Annotated in this window: 18 protein-coding genes; 11 read left to right on the forward strand and 7 right to left on the reverse strand. The window is 65.1% G+C overall.

Translation table 11 applies throughout. The features are described from left to right. Nucleotides 1-65: 65 nt before the first annotated feature. The gene (locus ACO054_RS16755; RefSeq protein WP_421707728.1) at nucleotides 66-1,373 is read left to right on the forward strand and encodes an HlyC/CorC family transporter; all 1,308 of its coding nucleotides are present in this window, start codon (nucleotides 66-68) and stop codon (nucleotides 1,371-1,373) included. A 46-nt stretch (nucleotides 1,374-1,419) separates the two neighbouring features. Here the strand turns inward: ACO054_RS16755 and ACO054_RS16760 are convergent, their stop codons facing one another. Continuing rightward, nucleotides 1,420-2,007 (reverse strand): YqgE/AlgH family protein, encoded by a 588-nt coding sequence (locus ACO054_RS16760; RefSeq protein WP_421707729.1) that lies wholly within the window; start codon nucleotides 2,005-2,007, stop codon nucleotides 1,420-1,422. Between the two features lie 208 nt (nucleotides 2,008-2,215). Here ACO054_RS16760 and ACO054_RS16765 point away from each other — a divergent pair, with 208 nt between their 5' ends. Together ACO054_RS16765 and ACO054_RS16770 are read left to right on the forward strand one after the other, a co-directional pair. Further along, the gene (locus ACO054_RS16765) at nucleotides 2,216-4,324 is read left to right on the forward strand and encodes a protein-disulfide reductase DsbD family protein (protein ID WP_421707730.1); all 2,109 of its coding nucleotides are present in this window, start codon (nucleotides 2,216-2,218) and stop codon (nucleotides 4,322-4,324) included. A gap of 119 nt (nucleotides 4,325-4,443) precedes the next feature. Next, on the forward strand, nucleotides 4,444-4,926 hold the full coding sequence (locus tag ACO054_RS16770) for a peroxiredoxin (protein WP_421707731.1): 483 nt from the start codon (nucleotides 4,444-4,446) through the stop codon (nucleotides 4,924-4,926). A 75-nt stretch (nucleotides 4,927-5,001) separates the two neighbouring features. Here ACO054_RS16770 and folE read toward each other — a convergent pair whose 3' ends face one another. The 4 genes from folE to ACO054_RS16790 form a co-directional block, all read right to left on the reverse strand. After that, nucleotides 5,002-5,628: a GTP cyclohydrolase I FolE gene (gene folE / locus ACO054_RS16775; protein WP_421707732.1), complete on the reverse strand. Its 627-nt coding sequence runs from the start codon at nucleotides 5,626-5,628 to the stop codon at nucleotides 5,002-5,004. A 116-nt stretch (nucleotides 5,629-5,744) separates the two neighbouring features. Next, on the reverse strand, nucleotides 5,745-6,149 hold the full coding sequence (apaG, locus tag ACO054_RS16780; protein WP_421710378.1) for a Co2+/Mg2+ efflux protein ApaG: 405 nt from the start codon (nucleotides 6,147-6,149) through the stop codon (nucleotides 5,745-5,747). 126 nt (nucleotides 6,150-6,275) lie between these two features. Next, nucleotides 6,276-8,195, reverse strand: coding sequence for a DNA mismatch repair endonuclease MutL (gene mutL / locus ACO054_RS16785; RefSeq protein ID WP_421707733.1), 1,920 nt, complete (start codon nucleotides 8,193-8,195; stop codon nucleotides 6,276-6,278). A 17-nt stretch (nucleotides 8,196-8,212) separates the two neighbouring features. Continuing rightward, entirely contained in the window at nucleotides 8,213-9,517 is a 1,305-nt protein-coding gene (locus ACO054_RS16790) for a glucose-6-phosphate isomerase (RefSeq protein ID WP_421707734.1), read from the reverse strand. Between the two features lie 263 nt (nucleotides 9,518-9,780). On the opposite strand from ACO054_RS16790, the gene ACO054_RS16795 reads away from it, so the two are divergent. The 5 genes from ACO054_RS16795 to ACO054_RS16815 all read left to right on the forward strand — a co-directional run bounded on the left by ACO054_RS16795 (nucleotide 9,781) and on the right by ACO054_RS16815 (nucleotide 15,897). Next, nucleotides 9,781-11,379, forward strand: a complete 1,599-nt coding sequence (locus ACO054_RS16795; RefSeq protein ID WP_421707735.1) for a glycosyltransferase family 39 protein — start codon at nucleotides 9,781-9,783, stop codon at nucleotides 11,377-11,379. A 927-nt stretch (nucleotides 11,380-12,306) separates the two neighbouring features. Continuing rightward, entirely contained in the window at nucleotides 12,307-12,705 is a 399-nt protein-coding gene (gene sdhC, locus ACO054_RS16800; RefSeq protein ID WP_421707736.1) for a succinate dehydrogenase, cytochrome b556 subunit, read from the forward strand. A gap of 19 nt (nucleotides 12,706-12,724) precedes the next feature. Then, entirely contained in the window at nucleotides 12,725-13,102 is a 378-nt protein-coding gene (gene sdhD, locus ACO054_RS16805; RefSeq protein ID WP_421707737.1) for a succinate dehydrogenase, hydrophobic membrane anchor protein, read from the forward strand. Between the two features lie 142 nt (nucleotides 13,103-13,244). Next, nucleotides 13,245-15,065, forward strand: coding sequence for a succinate dehydrogenase flavoprotein subunit (gene sdhA / locus ACO054_RS16810; RefSeq protein ID WP_421707738.1), 1,821 nt, complete (start codon nucleotides 13,245-13,247; stop codon nucleotides 15,063-15,065). A gap of 52 nt (nucleotides 15,066-15,117) precedes the next feature. Beyond that, nucleotides 15,118-15,897 carry a succinate dehydrogenase iron-sulfur subunit gene (locus ACO054_RS16815; RefSeq protein WP_421707739.1) on the forward strand — a complete coding sequence of 260 codons (780 nt, stop codon included), beginning with the start codon at nucleotides 15,118-15,120 and terminating at the stop codon, nucleotides 15,895-15,897. 119 nt (nucleotides 15,898-16,016) lie between these two features. Here ACO054_RS16815 and ACO054_RS16820 read toward each other — a convergent pair whose 3' ends face one another. Beyond that, nucleotides 16,017-16,400: a hypothetical protein gene (locus ACO054_RS16820; RefSeq protein WP_421707740.1), complete on the reverse strand. Its 384-nt coding sequence runs from the start codon at nucleotides 16,398-16,400 to the stop codon at nucleotides 16,017-16,019. 245 nt (nucleotides 16,401-16,645) lie between these two features. Between ACO054_RS16820 and ACO054_RS16825 the strand changes: the two genes are divergently transcribed. After that, nucleotides 16,646-17,185, forward strand: a complete 540-nt coding sequence (locus tag ACO054_RS16825) for a superoxide dismutase family protein (protein ID WP_421707741.1) — start codon at nucleotides 16,646-16,648, stop codon at nucleotides 17,183-17,185. A 287-nt stretch (nucleotides 17,186-17,472) separates the two neighbouring features. After that, the gene (locus ACO054_RS16830; protein ID WP_421707742.1) at nucleotides 17,473-18,102 is read left to right on the forward strand and encodes an FMN-binding negative transcriptional regulator; all 630 of its coding nucleotides are present in this window, start codon (nucleotides 17,473-17,475) and stop codon (nucleotides 18,100-18,102) included. A 559-nt stretch (nucleotides 18,103-18,661) separates the two neighbouring features. On the opposite strand, the gene ACO054_RS16835 is transcribed toward ACO054_RS16830, so the two are convergent. After that, nucleotides 18,662-18,868 carry a DUF6494 family protein gene (locus tag ACO054_RS16835; RefSeq protein ID WP_421707743.1) on the reverse strand — a complete coding sequence of 69 codons (207 nt, stop codon included), beginning with the start codon at nucleotides 18,866-18,868 and terminating at the stop codon, nucleotides 18,662-18,664. A gap of 228 nt (nucleotides 18,869-19,096) precedes the next feature. On the opposite strand from ACO054_RS16835, the gene ACO054_RS16840 reads away from it, so the two are divergent. Beyond that, a complete protein-coding gene (locus ACO054_RS16840; RefSeq protein WP_421707744.1) occupies nucleotides 19,097-19,738 on the forward strand; it encodes a hypothetical protein in 642 nt (213 codons plus the stop codon). The last annotated feature ends 1 nt before the right edge of the window (nucleotide 19,739 follow it).

Consider the following 19,739-nt stretch of genomic DNA (forward strand, 5'->3'; position numbering starts at 1 on the left):
CAACCTGACAAGACGACCACGGCCAGCGGTCACCTCTCAGACGGCGCACCACGAGACTGACGGACATGGATGCAGACCTGATTTTTTCCATCGGTGCCATCGCCGCCCTTTTGCTGCTCTCGGGCTTCTTCTCCGGCTCGGAAACGGCCCTGACGGCGGCATCTCGCGCACGCATGCACACCCTGGAGCAGCAGGGCGACGGACGCGCCAGACTGGTCAACCGGCTTTGGCACCGTAAGGAGCGGCTGATCGGGGCGATCCTGCTGGGGAACAACGCGGTCAACATCTTGGCCTCGGCGATCGCCACCTCGGTGTTGATCCGGCTGGTTGGCGAAGCGGCGATCGCCTACGCCACCATCGGGATGACCCTGCTGGTGCTGATCTTCGCGGAAGTCCTGCCGAAGACCTATGCCCTGATGTTCGCCGACAAGGTCGCCCTCTTCGTCGCCCCCGTCATGCGGGTGATCGTGACCGTCTTCAACCCGGTCGTGCGACTGGTCAACGGCATCGTGGCCAGCACCTTGGGCCTGTTCGGCACCCGCGTCGCACTGGCTTACGGTTCGGAGGAGTGGGAAGAGGAGCTGCGCGGCGCCATCGAGCTGCACAAGGGCCCCGGTGAAGAGGTCCGCCACGAGCGCGAAATGCTGCGTTCCATTCTCGATCTGGCCGACGTCGAGGTCAGCGAGATCATGGTACACCGGCGCAACGTGACGATGGTCAACGCGGATCAACCCTCAGAGCGGATCGTCGAGGAAGTTCTGTCTAGTCCTCATACGCGCCTGCCGCTCTGGCGGGACCAGCCGGACAACATCGTCGGCGTCCTGCATGCCAAGGCCTTGTTCCGCGCCGTGCAGGCCGCCGGAGGCAAGCTGGAGGACCTGGACATCGCAAGCATTGCGGTGAAGCCCTGGTTCATTCCGGACTCCAGTGACCTCCTGAGCCAATTGCACGCCTTTCGGAAGCGGCAGGAGCACTTCGCACTCGTGGTGGACGAGTATGGCGAACTGCTGGGCGTCGTCACTCTGGAGGACATCCTGGAAGAGATCGTCGGCGACATCTCCGACGAGCACGACATCGAGGTGGAGGGCGTCGAGGTCCTGAAGGACGGGACCGCCATCGTCAACGGTTGGGTGACCATCCGCGACCTCAATCGAAAGTGCGACTGGCGCCTACCCGACGAGGAGGCCGCCACCGTGGCCGGTCTGGTCTTGCACGAGGCCCGTCGCATCCCGGAGGTCGGCATGACCTTCGCCTTCCACGGCTTCCGGTTCGAGATCTTGGGCCGTCAACGCAATCAGATCACCCTGATCAAGCTGACGCCTCTGGAACCGGCAACCGAAGAGGAAAACAGGGAAAGCCTGGCGGTCGGTTAGGAGCTTTTCATGAGGCCGGCGAAGCGGCACGGGACGAGTGCCGACGTCAGGCGTGTCCGGCATCGCCGCTGAGCATAGTGGCGTCGAAGCCCAGTTTGCGGATCGCCCGTTCCCACTTGTCGTCCAGCCCCCCGTCGAAGACCAGGATTTCATCGGCTTCGACGTGCAACCATCCGTTCTTCTGGATCTCCTGGTCGAGCTGCCCCGGCCCCCAGCCGGCATAGCCCAGCGCCAGAAGCGCCTGGCGGGGGCCTGAGCCATAGGCGAGGTCACGCAGAATATCGACGGTGGCGGTCAGGGCGAAGGCGTCGTTCACCTGTAGACTGGAGTCTTGCAGATAGTCCGCCGAGTGCAGGACGAAACCGCGCCCGGTCTCCACCGGCCCGCCGAAGTGGACGCGGATGTCCTCGCGCGCCTCGGGCCCATCGATGCCGAGCTGCTCCAGCAGATCCGGAAAAGTCAGCGATCCCGCAAGCTTGTTCACCACAAGCCCCATCGCACCTTCCGAGCTGTGGGCGCAGAGATAGATCACGCTGCGCTCGAAGCGGGGATCGGCCATCGTCGGCATCGCGACCAAAAGCTGGCCGGTCAGGTAACCGCCATCTTCCGTGTCTTGCGTGTTCGGCTTGTCCATTCTGTCGACGCGCCTCCTTCCACAACGCTTAGATAGTTACCTAGTCCCACTCATGGGAGGCCGAGCCTGACACACCTTATAAGATGGTGACGTGTAAACACGCCCTTTTGAGGGCACGTGACACGCTGTCCGGTAGTTTAGCCTGCTGACAGCGCTTATCTTTCAGCTTGAAGTTGGAGAAGACCGACGCACAGCCAAGCAGAAGGCGATGGCCGTTTTGACACCGTTGATTCGCATTTTTCTGGCGCTTCTCTTGCTGTCCACCAGCTTCAGTGGCGTGCTGGCTGCGGCCGGCGCCTGGGACGAGAACGAACAAGCGCGCGTACGGGCGATCGCCGCGACCGGAGCGGTCGGGACCGCCGAGCAACTCAGCGCCGGGCTGGAGTTCGATCTGGCCGACGGGTGGAAAACCTATTGGCGCTCGCCGGGCGATGCCGGATTGCCGGTCACGGCCGATTGGAGCGACAGCGAAAACGTTGCCGAGGTTGAGTTTGGCTGGCCCGTTCCGCACCGCTTCTCTCTCTTCGGTCTCGAGACTTTCGGCTACGGCGGCAGGGTTGTGTTCCCCCTGGTCGTGAAACCCGCAACACCGGGTGAAGCCATCAGCCTGCGCGGCCGCGTCGACTACCTGGTCTGCGAGGAAATCTGCATTCCTCACACGGCGGAGGTCAGCCTTGACCTTCCGGCCGGCGCCCAAACGCCATCCCGCGAAGGGTTCCTGATCGAGCGGTTCCGCAGCCAACTCCCCAGCGAGGCTTCCGGGCTGTCCCTGGAAAGTGCGCGGCTGGTCGGCGATGCCTTGGAGGTGGAACTGGCATCCGCCCTGCCGCTGACCGACCCCGACGTGCTGGTCGAAGCTCCGGTCGGCTGGACCTTCTCCGCACCGGAAAAGCAGATCGGGGCCGACGGCGCATCGGCGCTGCTTCGCCTAACGGTCATCGAGGGCAAACGCACCGAGGCGCCGCTGATCGGCTCGCCCGTCACCCTGACACTGACCGACGTCAATCGCGGCCTCGAGAGAGACCTGACCCTCGACCCGCCGATAGCGCCCGCCGCCTCCGCGCTGCCGACGCTGCCCGAAAGAGGTCTGCTCGCGGTACTGGGGCTTGCGCTGCTAGGCGGTCTGATCCTCAATCTTATGCCCTGCGTCCTGCCGGTTCTCTCCATCAAGCTGCTCTCCGCAGTCAGCCACGGCGGACGCGACCGCGGCACGGTCAGGCTGTCGTTCCTCGCCTCGGCGGCGGGGATCCTCTTCTCATTCCTAGTTCTGGCCGGCGGGGCCATCGCCCTGCAGCTCGGGGGCCTTGCCGTCGGCTGGGGCATTCAGTTTCAGCAGCCGATCTTCCTGGCCGCCATGGCCGCGGTGGTGACGCTTTTCGCTTGCAACCTCTTCGGTTTCTTCGAGGTGCCTCTCCCAAGCTGGCTGGCCGGCACGGCACAGCTCGGGGACAACGACAGCCTGGGCGGTCACTTCACCACCGGCGCCTTCGCCACCCTGCTCGCCACGCCCTGTTCGGCGCCGTTCCTCGGCACGGCCGTCGGTTTCGCGCTTTCGCGCGGTCCGGGCGAGGTGGTCGCGGTCTTCCTAGCGCTCGGTCTCGGGTTTGCTTTGCCCTATCTTGCGGTCGCCGCGGCCCCAGGCCTGGCGACGGCACTGCCGAAACCTGGCGCCTGGATGGTCACCCTGCGCCGCATTCTGGGAGTCGCGCTCGCCGCGACTGCGGTCTGGCTGCTCTCAGTGCTCGCGGTCCAACTCAGCCTCAACGCGGCCGTGGTGCTGGGCGGTCTCCTGGTCCTGCTGGGCCTGACGCTCCTTGCCCGCCATCGCGGCCGCCTGGCGCCCTTGCCCGGCCGGGCCAGCGCGGTTGGGCTAATCGCGGCCTGTATCGCGGTTGCGGCCCTGGCCCGCAGCCCCGCACCGGCCACCGCGGAGATCACGGCCTGGCAACCGCTGGACCCCCAGGCCATCGCCCGCCATGTCGCCGAGGGCAAGACGGTTTTCGTCGACGTGACGGCGGAGTGGTGCATCACCTGTCAGGTCAACAAGACCCTGGTTCTCGACACGACCGAGATCGCCGAGCTGCTGGGCGGCGAGGGCCTGGTGGCGATGCGGGGCGACTGGACTCGCCCCGATCCCAAGATTTCCGACTACCTGGCCAGCTTCGGGCGCTACGGCATCCCCTTCAACGCGGTCTACGGACCCGATGCGCCGAACGGTTTGACTCTGCCCGAGCTCCTGAGCCGCTCGGCCGTTCTGGAGTCCCTCGAAGTCGCCGGCTTCGACACTGCGACCGGCACAACCACAGCGTCACAATAGAGTCTCCCGCTACGCGCTTGGCGGCGAACCGCCCGTGCCTTATCTATGCGACGGCAAGGTGGCCGGCCCTCCGGGCCTGTCGCCATTTCAGGGACCAGTCAGGGAAGGGAAGCTCCGTCATGACCATCAAGGTGGGCGACAAGATCCCCAGCGCCACACTGAAAGTGAAGACCGAAAACGGCATCGAAGACCTTACCACCGACTCGCTGTTCGGCGGCAAGACGGTCGTCCTCTTCGCCGTTCCAGGCGCCTTCACGCCGACCTGCTCGGCAAAGCACCTTCCGGGCTTCGTGGCCCATGCCGACGAGATCAAGGCCAAGGGCGTCGACACCATCGCCTGCCTGTCGGTCAACGATGCCTTCGTGATGGATGCCTGGGGCAGCGACCAAAAGGCCGGCGGCAAAGTCATGATGGTGGCTGACGGCAATGGGGAGCTGACGCAGAAGCTGGGCCTGGAGATGGACGGCTCCGCCTTCGGCCTGGGCACCCGCTCTCAGCGCTACGCGATGGTGGTGAAGGACGGCTCGGTCGCCGCTCTGCACGTGGAAGAGCCCGGCGCCTTCGAGGTTTCCAGCGCCGAGGCGGTCCTCAAGGCCCTGTAAAGGTCCGACACCTCGCATCTTCAAGAGCGAACGGCGCTGGTCTCATCCGACCGGCGCCGTTCGTCTTTAAACGTCCTAAACCAACCCTTGGCCGCCTGGGCTGTCGAGCAGGGAGAGAAACTCGCGCCGCGTCGCCGCATCCTCACGGAAGCAACCGAGCATCCGGCTGGTCACCATCGTCGTGCCCGGCTTGTGGACGCCGCGGGTCGTCATGCAGTGGTGCGTCGCCTCGACCACCACGGCGACACCGGAGGGCTCCAGAACGGCCTCAAGGGTATTGGCGATCTGCGCCGTCATCTTCTCCTGGATCTGCAGACGGCGGGCGAAGGCATTGACCACACGCGCCAGCTTGGAGATGCCGACCACCCTATGCGTGGGCATGTAGGCCACATGAGCCCGCCCGATGATGGGCGCCAGATGGTGCTCACAGTGCGACTCGAAACGGATGTCGCGGAGCAGCACCATCTCGTCGTAGCCCTCGACCTCGCTGAAGGTCCGCTGAAGCAGCTCCAAGGGGTCGATGGCGTAGCCGCCGAAGAACTCCTCGTAGGCGCGCGCGACCCGCGCGGGCGTGTCCAGCAAACCTTCGCGACCGGGATCGTCGCCGGCCCAGGCCAAGAGAGTGCGCACGGCGGCCTCCGCCTCCTCGCGGCTGGGGCGGTTGTCGGCGGTCTCGTCGCTGCGCACGGGAGTCACGGTCATGGGCGGTCGCCCTTCGTGTTTGTTGGGAGGGAAGGCCAGCTTGATTGTCTAGCGAAACGCGAGATGGCGCTCTGCCGCCGGAAGTCAAGCAGCCACTGTCGGCGCCGGATCGCACCTCAGTTCGGCTGCATCACCTCGTAAGGGGAATCCAGCGAGAAGGCCGGGATATCTATCTCGAAGTCCTGCCCGGCCTGCGGTCCATCGCAACGGACCAGTTGATAGCGCCCGACCATCATACCCGACGGGGTGGGCAGGGGGCAGCCGCTGGTGTACTCGAAGCGCTCACCCGGCGAGAGGGTGGGTTGCTCCCCAACCACTCCGGCGCCCCGCACTTCCTGAATGCGGCCCCGCGCATCGGTAATGCTCCAGTAGCGGCTGATCAGCTGTACGGTCTCGTCGCCGCGGTTCTCGATATTCACCTGATAGGCCCAGACGAAGCGGTCGTCGGAGGGAGACGACTGGTCATCCAGGTAAATGGGCCGCACCGTCACGCGGATGCCCGCCGTGGTTTTCTCGTAAATGCCGCCTTCGTGCATAGTGCCCCGCAATCCTTCACGACCTATTCGAAGAGTGGCACGGCTGCCGGAGGGAACCAAGCCCTGCGATCCGCCTGCGCCGAACCGGCCCGAACAGGCTTTAGCTCAACCTCAGCGCCGGCCGAACAGCTTTTCGATATCGGCCAGTTTCAGCTCCACGTAGGTGGGGCGGCCGTGATTGCACTGGCCGCTGTGCGGCGTGGCTTCCATCTGGCGCAGCAGAGCGTTCATTTCGTCGCCGTTCAGCTGCCGGCCGGCCCGCACGGAGCCGTGGCAGGCCAGGGTCCCGCAGACCTCCTCCAGCCTCTCCTTCAGACTGAGAGCTTGATCCCATTCGGAGAGTTCGTCCGCCAGATCGCGCAACAGGCCCTGCAGGTTCGGCTGCCCGAGCAGCGCCGGGACCTCCCGAACCGCCAGGGCACCGGCACCGAAGGCCTCGAACACCAATCCCAGCTCCGCCAGTTCGGCCGCGCGCGCCAGCAGACGCTCGACCGCCGGCTCCTCCAACTCCACCACTTCGGGAATCAGCAGCAGTTGGGTTTTCACGCCGCCTTCGGCCAGCTGTCGCTTCATGCGCTCGTGTACGAGGCGTTCATGCGCCGCATGCTGATCGACGATTACGATCCCATCCTGGGTCTGCGCCACGACATAGGTGCCGTGCAACTGTGCCCGTGCCGCCCCCAAGGGATAGTCCGGCAGCGCCGCGACGGCATCCGGCACAGCCTCGTTGCGCGCGGCGGGCGCCCCCTCCAGCTCCGGCAGGGGCGCGTGGTAGTCGCTCGCCGCCTCGCGCAGTCCGGCTCCGTACGAACCGCCGTAAGAAGGCCCTTGAGGCTGAGCATAGACAGGCCGCCACCCCCCGCCCGAGCGAGGGGCCGAACCGGAGGCTGCCGGAGGCCCGTCCTGCGGGCGGAAGGCGCCGAGCGCAGCCTGGGCGACACTGGTCGAAGCCCGATGCCCGGCCTCGGCCAAGGCGTGGCGGCAGGCGCCGACGATGAGACCGCGCACCAGTCCGGCCTCGCGAAAGCGAACCTCGGCCTTGGCCGGATGCACGTTGACGTCGACCGCCTCGGCCGGCGCCTCCAGGAACAGAGCGGCCACGGGATGACGGTCGCGCGCCAGGAAGTCCGCAAAGGCGCCGCGCAGCGCGCCCAGCAGAAGACGGTCGCGCACGGGCCGGCCGTTGACGAAGAGGTACTGGTGCTGCGCCGTCGCCCGATTGAAGGTCGGCACGCCGATCAGACCGGTCAGACCAAAGCCCTCCCGCTCAGCCTCAAGCGCCAGCGCGTTTTCCGCGAAGTCCTTGCCAAGCAGGGCGCCGAGCCGCTTCAAGCGTGCCTGCAGCAGGTCGTCGGCACGCGAGGTGGCATCCAGACCTGACGCAGGATCCGGGACCAACTCTGGGACCGCCGGCTCCAGTCGCAACAGGGTTCGGTCGCCATCGCCGAGGGTAAAGCCGACAAGGGGGTTGGCCATTGCGAGACGCATCAGCGTGTCACGGCAGGCCTGCAGCTCCGCGCGCGGCGACTTGAGGAACTTCAGTCGAGCCGGCGTCGCGTAGAAGAGATCGCGCACCTCCACCCGCGTGCCCGGCGGATGCGCGGCCGGTTTCGGCTGTCCCCGGCGGCCGCCCTCCACGGTCAGGGACCAGGCCTCGGCGGCCTGGGCCGGGCGACTGATCAGCGTCAGGCGCGCCACGGCGCCGATGGAGGGCAGGGCCTCGCCGCGAAACCCGAGGCTTCGGATGTGCACGAGATCGTCGTCAGGCAGCTTCGAGGTAACGTGCCGCTCGACGGCGACCTCCAGCTGATCGGGCTCCATGCCGCAACCGTCGTCGGTCACGGCAATCAACGCCCGCCCTCCGTCGCGCAACAAAACGTCGATCTGGCCCGCCCCGGCGTCCAGGGCGTTCTCCACCAACTCCTTGACCGCCGCCGCCGGGCGCTCGATGACCTCGCCCGCAGCGATGCGATTGACCAGCGTGTCTGGCAGCCGGCGCAACTGCCGCTTCTCGTCGGTGCGCTGGGACATTGGAGGCTCGGACAGAGTCACGGCGCGATCCGCTCCAGATATTCGCGCGCCAGCACCTTGCCTTCCTCAACCGCCGGCTGATCGAAGGGATCGACCTCAAGCAGGTGGGCGGCCAAGATCGTCTCCAACATGAAATGCATGAAGAGACCGCCCAAGGTTTCCTCGTCCAGGGTGTCGATCAGAATCTGACGTGTCGGCCGGCCATTGCGAATCAGGGTGTCGGCGGTGGCGCGCGCCTCGGCATCCAATAGATCGCCCATGCGGCGGCCCGCCAGATAGTCCAGCCGCGGGTCGTCGAGCAGATCCGGATCCACCCGCCGGCCTTCGCTCTGGGTGTCCATGCGCAAGACGGAGAACATCTTGTCCCAAGGGCCGGCGAGGTAGAGCTGGAGCTGGCTATGTTGATCCACCGTGCCCATCGCACGGATCGGCGTCGTGCCCTTGCCGTCTTTGCCCAGACTTTCGGCCCAGATCTGGCGATACCACAGCCCGAAGTGCGCCAAGCGATCCAGATAGGGCATCAAGACGGTCTGGGTGACGCCGTTGGCCCGCTGCAGACCAATAGACACGGCGGCGCCGACCGCAGGCGCGGCACCCTCCGCCGTCGCTCCCGAGAGCGTGGCATCCAGCACGGCTCCGGCACCGCCGCGCAAGGCCTCGAGGTCGAGGCCCGCGAGGCACGCCGGCAGAAGTCCCACGTTGGTCAGAACGGAGAAGCGGCCCCCGACACCGGTGTCATGGTCGAGAACCGGCAAGCGAAAGCGCTCGGCCAGAGCCTTCAGCGGCGAGTCCTTCGGTTCCGTGACGACGGCGACGCGCGCGGCGAGACGCGACTCGTCAACCTCGCGCAGCAGCGCATGCAGCAGAATCGCGAACTGACAAAGAGTCTCCGCCGTGCCGCCTGACTTGGAGATGGCGATCACCCCGAGACGGGAGAGGTCGACCGAGGTGAAGAGGGCCGAGAAGCTGTCCGGGTCCACGTTGTCCAGGAAGATCAGTTGCGGCCGCCCCGCCGGCGGCCCGAAACCCCGATCGACCAGGGCGTTCAGAGTCTGACCGCCGAGGGACGAGCCGCCGGTCCCGAGCACCACCACGTGACTGCAGGTCTCCATCAAGGTGGTCGCCACGTCGCGCAAGGCCGGCAGGTCGTCGGTCTGATCGGGAACCTGCAGCAGCGCCAGGCTGCCGTCCTGGCGTTGCTGCGCCAAGCGCGCCACCGCCGGCGCGAGGGCACCGAGAGACCGCTCAAAGGTCGCTTCGTCGAGCCCACCCTTGCCGACGGAGCTGGCTAGGCAGGCAGAATGATCGATCGTGAAAGGCATGGTTGAGAACCTAGCAGTCGGCCGGAGTCACGCAAAGCGCTCCCGGCCCTCGATCGAGCCTGTCGCCGCAGATATCACAGCCCCGTAACTCGGTGGCGTCGGTTCCCGTCTGGCGCGACCCACCGCGACGCCGCTGCCCTGCAGCGCCCAGAGACCCCGACGCGCCCCGAGACAGAGACAGGGCGGCTAGCCTCCTCGGACGAGAGGCAGGAGGGGACGGCGGGGTTCCGGCCCTTCGCACTCTGGTCTAAAAGGCCGAGGTGATGGAGCCGTTCTCTCAGAAACGACACACCGGCGCGACCGCCAGCCGCCCAGCGGACGGCGGGACAGAACCCCACCGGCCGACGACCGGCGGCGTGCGTCTGCCTTGGCGGACATTCGACGAGCGTTGGGTCGCACCGACCTTCGTGCTGGTCGTACTCGGCTACTTCTCCCTGCAGGTTCTCTTCCGGGTGCTTTCCTCCGGCAATCTCGGTCTGGACGAGGCCGAACAGATGGTCATGGCTCAAAGCCTCGAGGCGGGCTACGGCCCGCAGCCGCCGCTCTATACTTGGCTGGTCCTCGCCTTGCGGCCCTTGACGGGCGACGGCGTCCTCACCCTGGCGACGGTCAAGTTCGGCCTGCTGGCGCTTACGCTTCTGGCCACCTTCCGCCTCTGTCGGCAGCTATTCGGGGAGCCTCTGCCGGCCGCGGTGGCGGCCCTCAGCATCCTCTATCTGCCTCAGGTAGCCTGGGAGTCCCAGCGCGCGCTGACACACTCCGTGATCGCTCTGGCCGCCGTCGCGCTGGCTTGCACGCTGTTTGTCGATCTGGTGACCAAACGGCGGACCCGCGACTACGGACTCTTTGCGGTGGCCCTCGCCGCCTGCGCCCTGTCCAAACACAACGCCGTTTTCCTGCCGCTGGGTCTGCTGGCCGCCGGTCTGCTGCTGCCGGGGACGCGGCCCGCTTTGCTGGACCGGCGTCTTCTGCTAGCGCTGGGGCTCGCACTCCTTCTGATGCTGCCCAACCTGATCTGGATGGCGGTGAACAGCGAGGCGGTGCTGGCCCGCAGCGGCAAGTTCGATCTGGAACAGACGACCGGCCCCCTCGAAAGCCTGCGGGCCTTCGGCCGGGCCTTGCTGAACTTCGCGCTGCTACCGGCGATCCTGCTGCCCCTGCTGGCGCTTCTGCCGAGCAAGGAGGTGGCACCGGCCCGGAAGATCGATGCCAAGGTCAGGCAGCTTCTAACTCTGGGTCTGGGGCTGGCGGCACTTCTGGTTCTGAGTCTCGTCGTCGCCGCGTCCGCCGATACCATGAAAGACCGCTGGCTGACGCCCGTGCTGTTTCCGGCCGTGCCGGTCGCGCTGGCCTGGATCGCGACACGGCTGGATCGCAACCGCCTAAGGTTGGCGGCCACAGCGGCCGTGGTCATCGCCCTCGGCAGCATGGCGGTTCTTTGGCTGCGGCAGTTCGCGCCGGCGGACTGGGCACGACCGCCCAACATGGAAGCGCCCTTCGACAGCTTAGCCCCGAGCCTGCCGGAGGCAGGTCTGCTGCTGAGCAGCTCCAACTGGGTGGCCGGCAATCTCGTTCTGCACCGCCCTGGTCTGGCCGCCGTCACGCCGGAGTACAGAGCAGCTCTCGACGAGCCCCTGGTCGGGCCGATTCTTCTGGTCTGGCAAGCGCATGAAGGCGAGCGGGTCCCGGCCTCGCTCGCGGCCTTGGCGAGCGCACGGCGCGGCAACGCACTGCCGGGAAGCCTGCAGGTCGAAGTGCTGGAAGCGCTCTTCCCGGGCGCTGCGCCGCTGTCTCTGCGGATAGTGCGACTGGAAGCTGCGGCGGACATGCCGAAGAGCCTGCCTTCGCCCTACGAGCTATAGAGACAGGGGCTGCAAACGAAGGGCGCCGCGGACTTCTTGAGCCCGCGACGCCCCGATCGCCGAACGGTGCCAGCGGACTGCCCCGCCATACCGTCCTCCACAGCCGTAAGCCTCGACCGCCGACGATCCTCGACCCGGCAGCTTGCGGCGCCCCCATCGCCGCCATCGACGAACCTGGCGCTCTCGCCGATAGCGGCCAAGCGCCGCGCACTGGGCCGGTCACGCCAGCAGCGATTGCGATCCGCGGCCCTTCGCCGCAGCGTCGAGGTTCGCAGAGAGAGCGAACACTCGGTCAGCCGCGACCTCCACGCCCGAACCGACACTGATCCGGCAGGTCTACTGAAGTCACCCTCGTCGAAACCCGCTCGGCCAGCGTGCGGGGCCCGTCTCCGGCCCGCCGAACGCTGTTCCCTGTAAAAAGAACGCGCGGACGAGGCACCTCGGGAACCCCCGGCAACCGCTTACGTGCTGTCTCCCAGGATCGCCCAAGCTGCTCCTCGTTGCAATATAGCCGATAGTCAGCCAGCGCCGATTTCTGTGTAAAAGAGGCGACAGCCCCCACGATTACCACACAGATCATCCACAGATCTGTCCACAGCAAGGAATTTGCATACGATCGGCGAGAATTTTTCTGCCTCGTTCGAAGTCATCGCAACGGAGACGACAAGAAATGTTGCAGCCGCGAAGAGGCCGCTATCGTTCGTGAGCCTGGTATTCCGCGGAAGTCTGGCGGTTAATTGACTCATATGCCGCAGCGCACTAAACCATTCAGTAGGATATCCAAGTTAAAAACTGCGGGTTTCCGAGTTCACCGCTCTCCTCGCGCCAGCCGCCGGCCAGCGCGCACGTGCGGACTTTGGAGTCTCGCTGTAACGATCGCCGCAATCGGGATAGGCCCGCAGGCGGCGGCGAGCCAAGGAGCGATACATGCCCGCTGAGGAGCAGGCTGCGAAGCGGCCCCTTTCTCCGCACCTTCAGGTTTATCGTCCGCAGTTGACCTCGGTGCTGTCGATTCTTCACCGCATCACCGGCTTGGCGCTCGCCAGCGGAACCCTGCTGCTGGTCTGGTGGCTGGTAGCCGCCGCGGTTGGACCGGAGGCCTATGCCGCCGCGTCTGGGTTCATCGGATCTTGGCTCGGCCTTTTCATGCTGCTGGGCTGGTCGGCGGCGCTATTCTACCACCTCGCCAACGGGATCCGGCATCTGGTTTGGGATGCGGGCTACGGCTTCGAGCTCGAGACCGTTTACCGGTCCGGCTGGGCCGTGGTGGTCGCGACCGTGGCGCTGACCGCGCTGGCTTGGCTCATCGGCCTGATCGCTTGGTAGAGGACAGGAGACGATGTCGATGAATCTGCGAAGTCCGCTCGCACGCGTCCGCGGCCTGGGCTCAGCCAAGGACGGTACAGGACACTGGTGGGCGCAGCGCCTGACCGCTCTTGCCCTGGTCCCGCTGACGCTTTGGTTCGTTGCCGGCGTGATCGGAAGCGTCGGTGCCGATCGCGGCGAGCTGCTCGCCTGGATCGGCCATCCGGTCACGGCTGGCCTGTTCCTGCTGCTGATAGGCGCGACCTTCTATCACGCCGCCCTCGGTGTGCAGGTCGTGATCGAGGACTATCTTCACAACGAGTGGGTCAAGTTGGCTGCGCTTCTGGCAATGAAAGCGGCCTTCGTGGTCTTGGGATTGGCGGCGGCTCTGTCGGTTTTGTCGATCCTGTTTGCTTGAGACGTCGTGGAAGCCGGGCTGATCGGGATGGCGATCATGCGCGGCTCCGGATGATTTTTAGGATCGATCAATCTTTCTGCCTTTGGCTGGCGGCGGATTGATCAGAAGGGCGCAAGCTCGAAGCGAAAGGGCAAAAGACGCCATGGCCGAGAAGTCGAAGACATCCGCGAAGAAAGTGACCGCGAGCTACGACGTTGTTGATCACAGCTACGACGTCGTTGTCGTCGGAGCTGGCGGCGCCGGTTTACGCGCGACGCTGGAGCTGGCGCAGTCGGGTCTGAAGACAGCCTGCATCTCCAAGGTGTTCCCCACGCGCAGCCATACGGTCGCGGCCCAGGGCGGCATCTCGGCCGCGCTCGGCAACATGGGATCCGACGACTGGCGTTGGCACATGTACGACACGGTGAAGGGGTCGGACTGGCTCGGCGACCAGGACGCCATCGAGTACATGACCAAGGAGGCGATCCCGGCGATCATTGAGCTGGAGCACTACGGCGTTCCCTTCTCACGCACACCGGAAGGCAAGATCTACCAGCGCCCCTTCGGCGGCATGACGACCAATTTCGGCGAAGGCACGGCCCAGCGCACCTGCGCGGCCGCCGACCGCACGGGTCACGCCATCCTTCACACGCTCTATCAACAGTCGCTGCGCAATAACGCGGAGTTCTTCATCGAGTACTTCGCACTCGACCTGATGATGGAAGACGGCGTCTGCCGGGGCGTCGTGGCCTGGAACCTGGACGACGGCACGATCCACCGCTTCCGCGCCCACCGCGTAATCCTGGCGACCGGCGGCTATGGCCGGGCCTACTTCTCATGCACCTCGGCCCACACCTGTACCGGTGATGGCAATGCCATGGTGCTGCGCGCCGGTCTGCCGCTGCAGGACATGGAGTTCATCCAGTTTCATCCGACCGGCATCTACGGCGCCGGCTGCCTGATCACCGAGGGGTCGCGCGGCGAGGGCGGATACCTGACCAACAGCGAGGGCGAGCGCTTCATGGAGCGCTATGCGCCCAGCGCCAAGGACCTTGCGAGCCGCGATGTCGTCAGCCGCTCCATGACCATGGAGATTCGCGACGGGCGCGGCGTCGGCGAGACCGGCGACCACATCCACCTGCACCTGGAGCACCTGGACCCGAAGGTGCTGCACGAACGTCTGCCGGGCATCTCCGAGACCGCGCGGATATTCGCAGGCGTGGACGTGACCAAGGAGCCGATCCCGGTCATCCCGACCTGCCACTACAACATGGGGGGTATTCCGACCAACTATCACGGCGAAGTCCTGACGACGGTGAACGGCGACCCGGACAAGGTGGTCCCCGGCCTGATGGCGGTCGGCGAGGCCGGTTGCGTTTCGGTTCACGGCGCCAACAGGCTCGGCTCCAACTCGCTGCTGGATCTGGTCGTTTTCGGCCGGGCGGCGGGCAAGCGTTGTGCCGACACCATGCAGGCGGGCGAGGCTCATAAGCCGCTGGCGGACGACGCAATGGATCTGGCTCTGGAGAGGCTGGACCGTCTGCGCCACGCCGATGGCGAGACGGCGACGGCGTCACAGCGCCTGGATATGCAGAAAATTATGCAGAACCACGCGGCGGTCTTCCGCACGGGCGAGGTGCTGAAAGAGGGCGCCGACAAGCTGGAAGAGGCCTGGAAGCTGCGCGAGGACGTCTCGGTCACCGATCGTTCGATGATCTGGAACTCCGATCTCGTGGAGACCCTGGAGTTCGACAACCTGATGTATCAGGCGGTCGCGACCGTCCATTCGGCCCTGAACCGCACCGAAAGCCGTGGTGCGCACGCACGCGAAGACTTCACCGAGCGCGACGACGCCAACTGGATGAAGCACTCGGTCGTCTGGGTCGAGGAGACCGGCAAAGTCCGCTTCGACACCCGCCCCGTGCACATGACCCCCATGACCAACGAGGTTCAGGCCTTCCCACCGAAAGCCCGGGTTTACTAGGCCCCGCCGCCCTCCTCAACGGTTCGAACGAGAGAAAAGGCAAAGGATTCCTATGGCCGAGTTCGCGCTTCCCGCAAACTCCAAGATCGGTAAGGGCAAGGCCTGGCCGAAGCCCGAGGGCGCCAAGAACACCAAGACCTTCAGGGTCTATCGTTGGCAGCCGGAGGACGGTCAGAATCCGAGCGTCGACAGCTACGAGGTCGATCTCGACAGCTGTGGCCCGATGGTTCTGGACGCCCTGATCAAAATCAAGAACGAGGTCGATCCGACCCTGACCTTCCGCAGATCTTGCCGCGAGGGCGTCTGCGGCTCCTGCGCCATGAACATCGATGGCACCAACACGCTGGCCTGCACCAAATACATCTCCGACATGCAGGACGACGTGAAGATCTACCCGCTGCCGCATATGCCGGTAGTCAAGGATCTGGTGCCAGATCTGACTCACGCGATCACCCAGTATTCCTCGATCGAGCCCTGGCTGAAGAGCACCACGCCGGCCCCCGAGCGCGAGCGGCTGCAGAGCCCCGAGGAGCGCGCGGAGCTGGACGGTCTGTGGGAGTGCATCCTCTGTTTCTGCTGCACCACCTCTTGCCCGAGCTACTGGTGGAACGGCGACCGTTACCTGGGACCGGCCATCCTGCTGCAGGCCTACCGCTGGATTGCGGACAGCCGCGACGAGGCCACGGGCGAGCGGCTCGACGAGTTGGAGGACCCCTTCCGGCTCTATCGCTGTCACACGATCATGAACTGCACGCGAACCTGTCCGAAGGGCCTCAATCCGGCCAAGGCGATCGCGGAGATCAAGAAGCTGATGGTCGAGCGCAAAGGCTAGTACGCGAGCACAAGACACTGTTGCGGGTGGGAGGCATCTGACCTTTCTCGATCAAAAGTCAACACGAACCGAGTAAGGCACCAATAGCTGCTTTCTCTGACGAGACCCGCATTCAATGATCAAGACCCAGGCGTGAAGCGCAGAGTCAGATCGCAGCTGCTATCGTCGACCCATCGCCTGTGATCCAGAGCGAGTTCCGTTCCGTCAGTCAAAGTGTAGTGCATGGTCGTCGAACGGACGAACCCCTGGCGACGCTCAACAGGGCTGTGAAGCGGCACGCTTGCGTGCTGTTCTGTAAGCAACTGCCCTAGAGCTGCGATGCGGGCCTTGCACGCCTCCTCGCTCTGTAATCCCAGAGACACGAGTTCTACCGCCAAGACGCGCTCTCGGTGGGTAACGGCCATGATGTGCCAATCCGCCCCGGCGAGCTGCACGTTGGCGGTAACCGCCGTGCGACCACCGCATGTTGGCCCATAGAGCGCTTCGGCTCCCAGAGCGCGCATCGCGGTCTCCGCAGGGACTCCGAATGCAAGTCCAGGGGCTTCAAGCATGCTGGCAATGTCGGTGCTGGACTGAGTGTCGACTGGCGACGCCAGAAACCAACCCGCGAAGGCGACCGCCGGAAGGCAGAAGAAAGCCCCAGCAGCGGGAAGGGCAAATCGTTTGCGAGCTTGTGAACGAGACATCGGCTAGCTAGAAACCAACCCAGTGTGCTCTCGACGAACTCCATTTAACACAGGAGCAAGGCATGTCCAATCGCATGTACGGGGCCATGTTCGGAATGGCGTTGCTTGTCATGGTTGCCCCGGCCCACGCACAGGACGCCCCCACGGCGGCGTCGGCGACCATCATCGACAACTCCGGGGCGACCATTGGTGAAGCGAGCTTGATCGAGTCGAATGTAGGTGTCCTCATCCGTCTGACGCTCGATGGCGTTGCACCCGGGTGGCACGCCATTCATATCCATGAGATCGGCAATTGCGACGACACTGACCGCTTCATGAATTCGGGCGGGCACTTCAACGTTTATGAGCGCGCTCACGGCCTGCTCAATCCCGACGGGCCAGACAACGGGGACCTGCCGAACGTATACGCCCACGCCGATGGCTCGGTTCGGGTCGAGATGCTCACTCCGCTTGTCTCGCTAAAGGGACCGGACCGTCCTGCCGTTCTCGACTACGATGGGTCCGCTCTCGTCATGCATACCAATCCGGACGACCACGTAACCCAACCCATCGGCGGCGCCGGAGCGCGTATAGCCTGCGGCGTGATCACGCCTTCTGAGTGAGCATGCGCGTCGCCCAGCAGGCGCTCGACGTAGCTGTCGTTCTCTGACGATAGCTTGCACGCGACGCTGTTCCGCAGCGTCGCGTGAAGGAGGACGTTCGTCGCCGCGGCTTTATCAGATGAACGGAGCCGTGATACGGCCACGCGTCGAGCCATGTCTGGTGTTGGCGAATACTTTCTCATTTCGCAACAGATGAGCGCACGAGGGTTCAGCGCATGAGGGTTCGAAGCGTCTGAGTCCGACCACTGGATTGGGCGACTTCATAAAGCTTGGATGGATCTTTAGAGATGTACGTTCCGCCCGAGTTCCGGCTCGAAGATTCCGCGGCGGTCGAAGAGCTGTTGAACAGGCACGACTTTGGTCTGCTTGTCACCAACGGCCAAGAAGGGCCCGAGGCGACACATCTTCCGTTCCTCTACGACAAGGAACGCGGCGTGATCGAAGCGCACTTGTCTCGCGGCAACGCCCAATGGCGCAGGCTCGACGCATTGGCACAGGAGGGAGGCCAGGCCTTGTTGATCGTCCAAGGGCCGCACGCCTACGTCTCGCCGCGCTGGTATGGGACGCCCGCCTCCGTTCCGACCTGGAACTATCTGGCCGTTCACATTTACGGCCGTCCCCGCGCCCTTACCGACCGGCAGAGTCTCTACGACCAACAGCGGCGCCTAGCGGCGCGCTACGAAAACCCCGCCGACTGGACGATGGACTCCGTCGATCCGGACGTGATGGAGAGGCTTCTGCGCGGCATCTACGGCTTCGAGCTGCCGATCGAACGAATCGAAGCCAAGGCCAAGCTCAGTCAGAACAAGTCGTCCCGGGATCGCGCTGGTGTGATCGCCGCCTTGGACGGGGAAGAGCGATCCGATTCGCGCGAAACGGCGCTCTGGATGCGCCGCCTCACGAATCTGGACGCCTGACGTCAGAACAGACCCATTCTAGTAGTAGTATCGGCGCAAGCGCCTCGCGCGGTTGAGCCGCGGGACGTATCCGGGACGGACTCGGCCGTAGAAGGGCTGTGGGTGGAGAGAGTGCCCTCGGAAGATTCGCCGCCGTCTGAAACCCGGCTTGCCCAAGCCCCGGCGACGAAAGCCGTTGAGGCCGAAACGGCGGTGGCGGCGACGTCGAACTCTATACCCGACCGCCTGCAAAGGCCCGTCCCCGTCGGTGTCCCTGGGCAGCGCCCCGAGGACGCCTGGCACCTTCGCCTCGACCCGCCGCACCGGAAGAGTCGGAGCCATCGCTGCGGCAAGTAGGGCCACACCGAAGCTCAAGAACCCGCGACGTGTGAGCATCACACCCTCCGTGCATCTCCGCCCTGGGCATCTGCGCCCTGGGCATCTGCGCCCTGGTGCAAATCACGTGGGGTTGTCGCGTCACGGCGTCACCAGGCTGCACACAGTCGTGAAACCCTTGTGACTTCGGAACCGGCAGCAGCCTCTGGCCACCGGCCAGCAGCCGCCGGAGCAGGATCGCGCTTTAGCTCAACTTGATCGTGGTTTCGACGGTGTGTTCGACGCCGAGACCGTCGAGTTTCAGCAGAACGCTGGCTTTGACACTCCCGTTCGGATCCAGCTTTCCGGACTCCAGGCCCTCGCGCACCGCTTTCTCGATCTCGCGCTGGGACGTGACACCGACCTCCTTCAGAAACTTACGAACCTGCATATTGAACTCGTCTTCGTTCATAGGAAGCTCTCACCCTTCACGCTGTTGGCTGTCGGTTTTCGAACGTCGCGCCGCCGAGGCTAGCGCCCCGCGCCGAGGTCAACAAGTCGCCGTCCGAAAGGTTACGTTTCAGCGCGTTTCGCACCCCGCCAAAAAAAAATTCGACCGCCGGGAATAACGGCGTGAGTCGCCCCGTTTTCGCCGTGAGATGTCCGAAAGGACCCTGTGCTGAAAACGAGGAACAGAAAGATGAAATATCTCTCCGTAGGCGTCGTCGTACTCATGACGACCGGTTGCGTTTCCGATGGAACGCAGATCCTGAATTCCATCGGCTCGGTGTTCGAAACCAACCGGCCGGAGACCGCTCAAATCTCCTCCCCGCTGCCCGTCGTGCAGCAGCCGGAAGGCTTCGGCAGCTTCCAGACCACCAGCCTGATGAACGGCCGCAGCAGCAGCTACGCGGTCCAGTCTTACGGGAACGGCCTGCGCGTGCGGGAGGATGACGGCTGCGTCTGGACAAGCGCGGCCGACTGGTTCTCGCCCTCCGACAGCTGGGCCAACTGCGGCACCTCCAAGAACTGGAACAGTGCGCAGGCACAGGTGCGCCAGATCGACTCCCTCTACCCTCTGCAGGTCGGCGCCGAGGGCCGCTATCAGCGCCAAGCAACGTCACATACAGGTCGCACCCGCACGCGCAACACGGTCTGCAGAGTAACCGGCGCGGTCGACGTCGTGCGCCCCGGGCTGCCCGACACCTCCGCCTACGTCGTCAAGTGCGACGACAGCAAGCGGGTTCGCACGACCTGGTACGCGCCCGGCCAAGGCCCGATCGCCTTCACGCAAGTCTCCGATAGCCAGGGCCTGGAAGAATCCTGGATCCGCAAGGACTGAA

Origin of the sequence: Algihabitans sp., from assembly GCF_965226985.1 — a bacterium.
Classification (GTDB): Bacteria; Pseudomonadota; Alphaproteobacteria; order Kiloniellales; family DSM-21159; genus Algihabitans.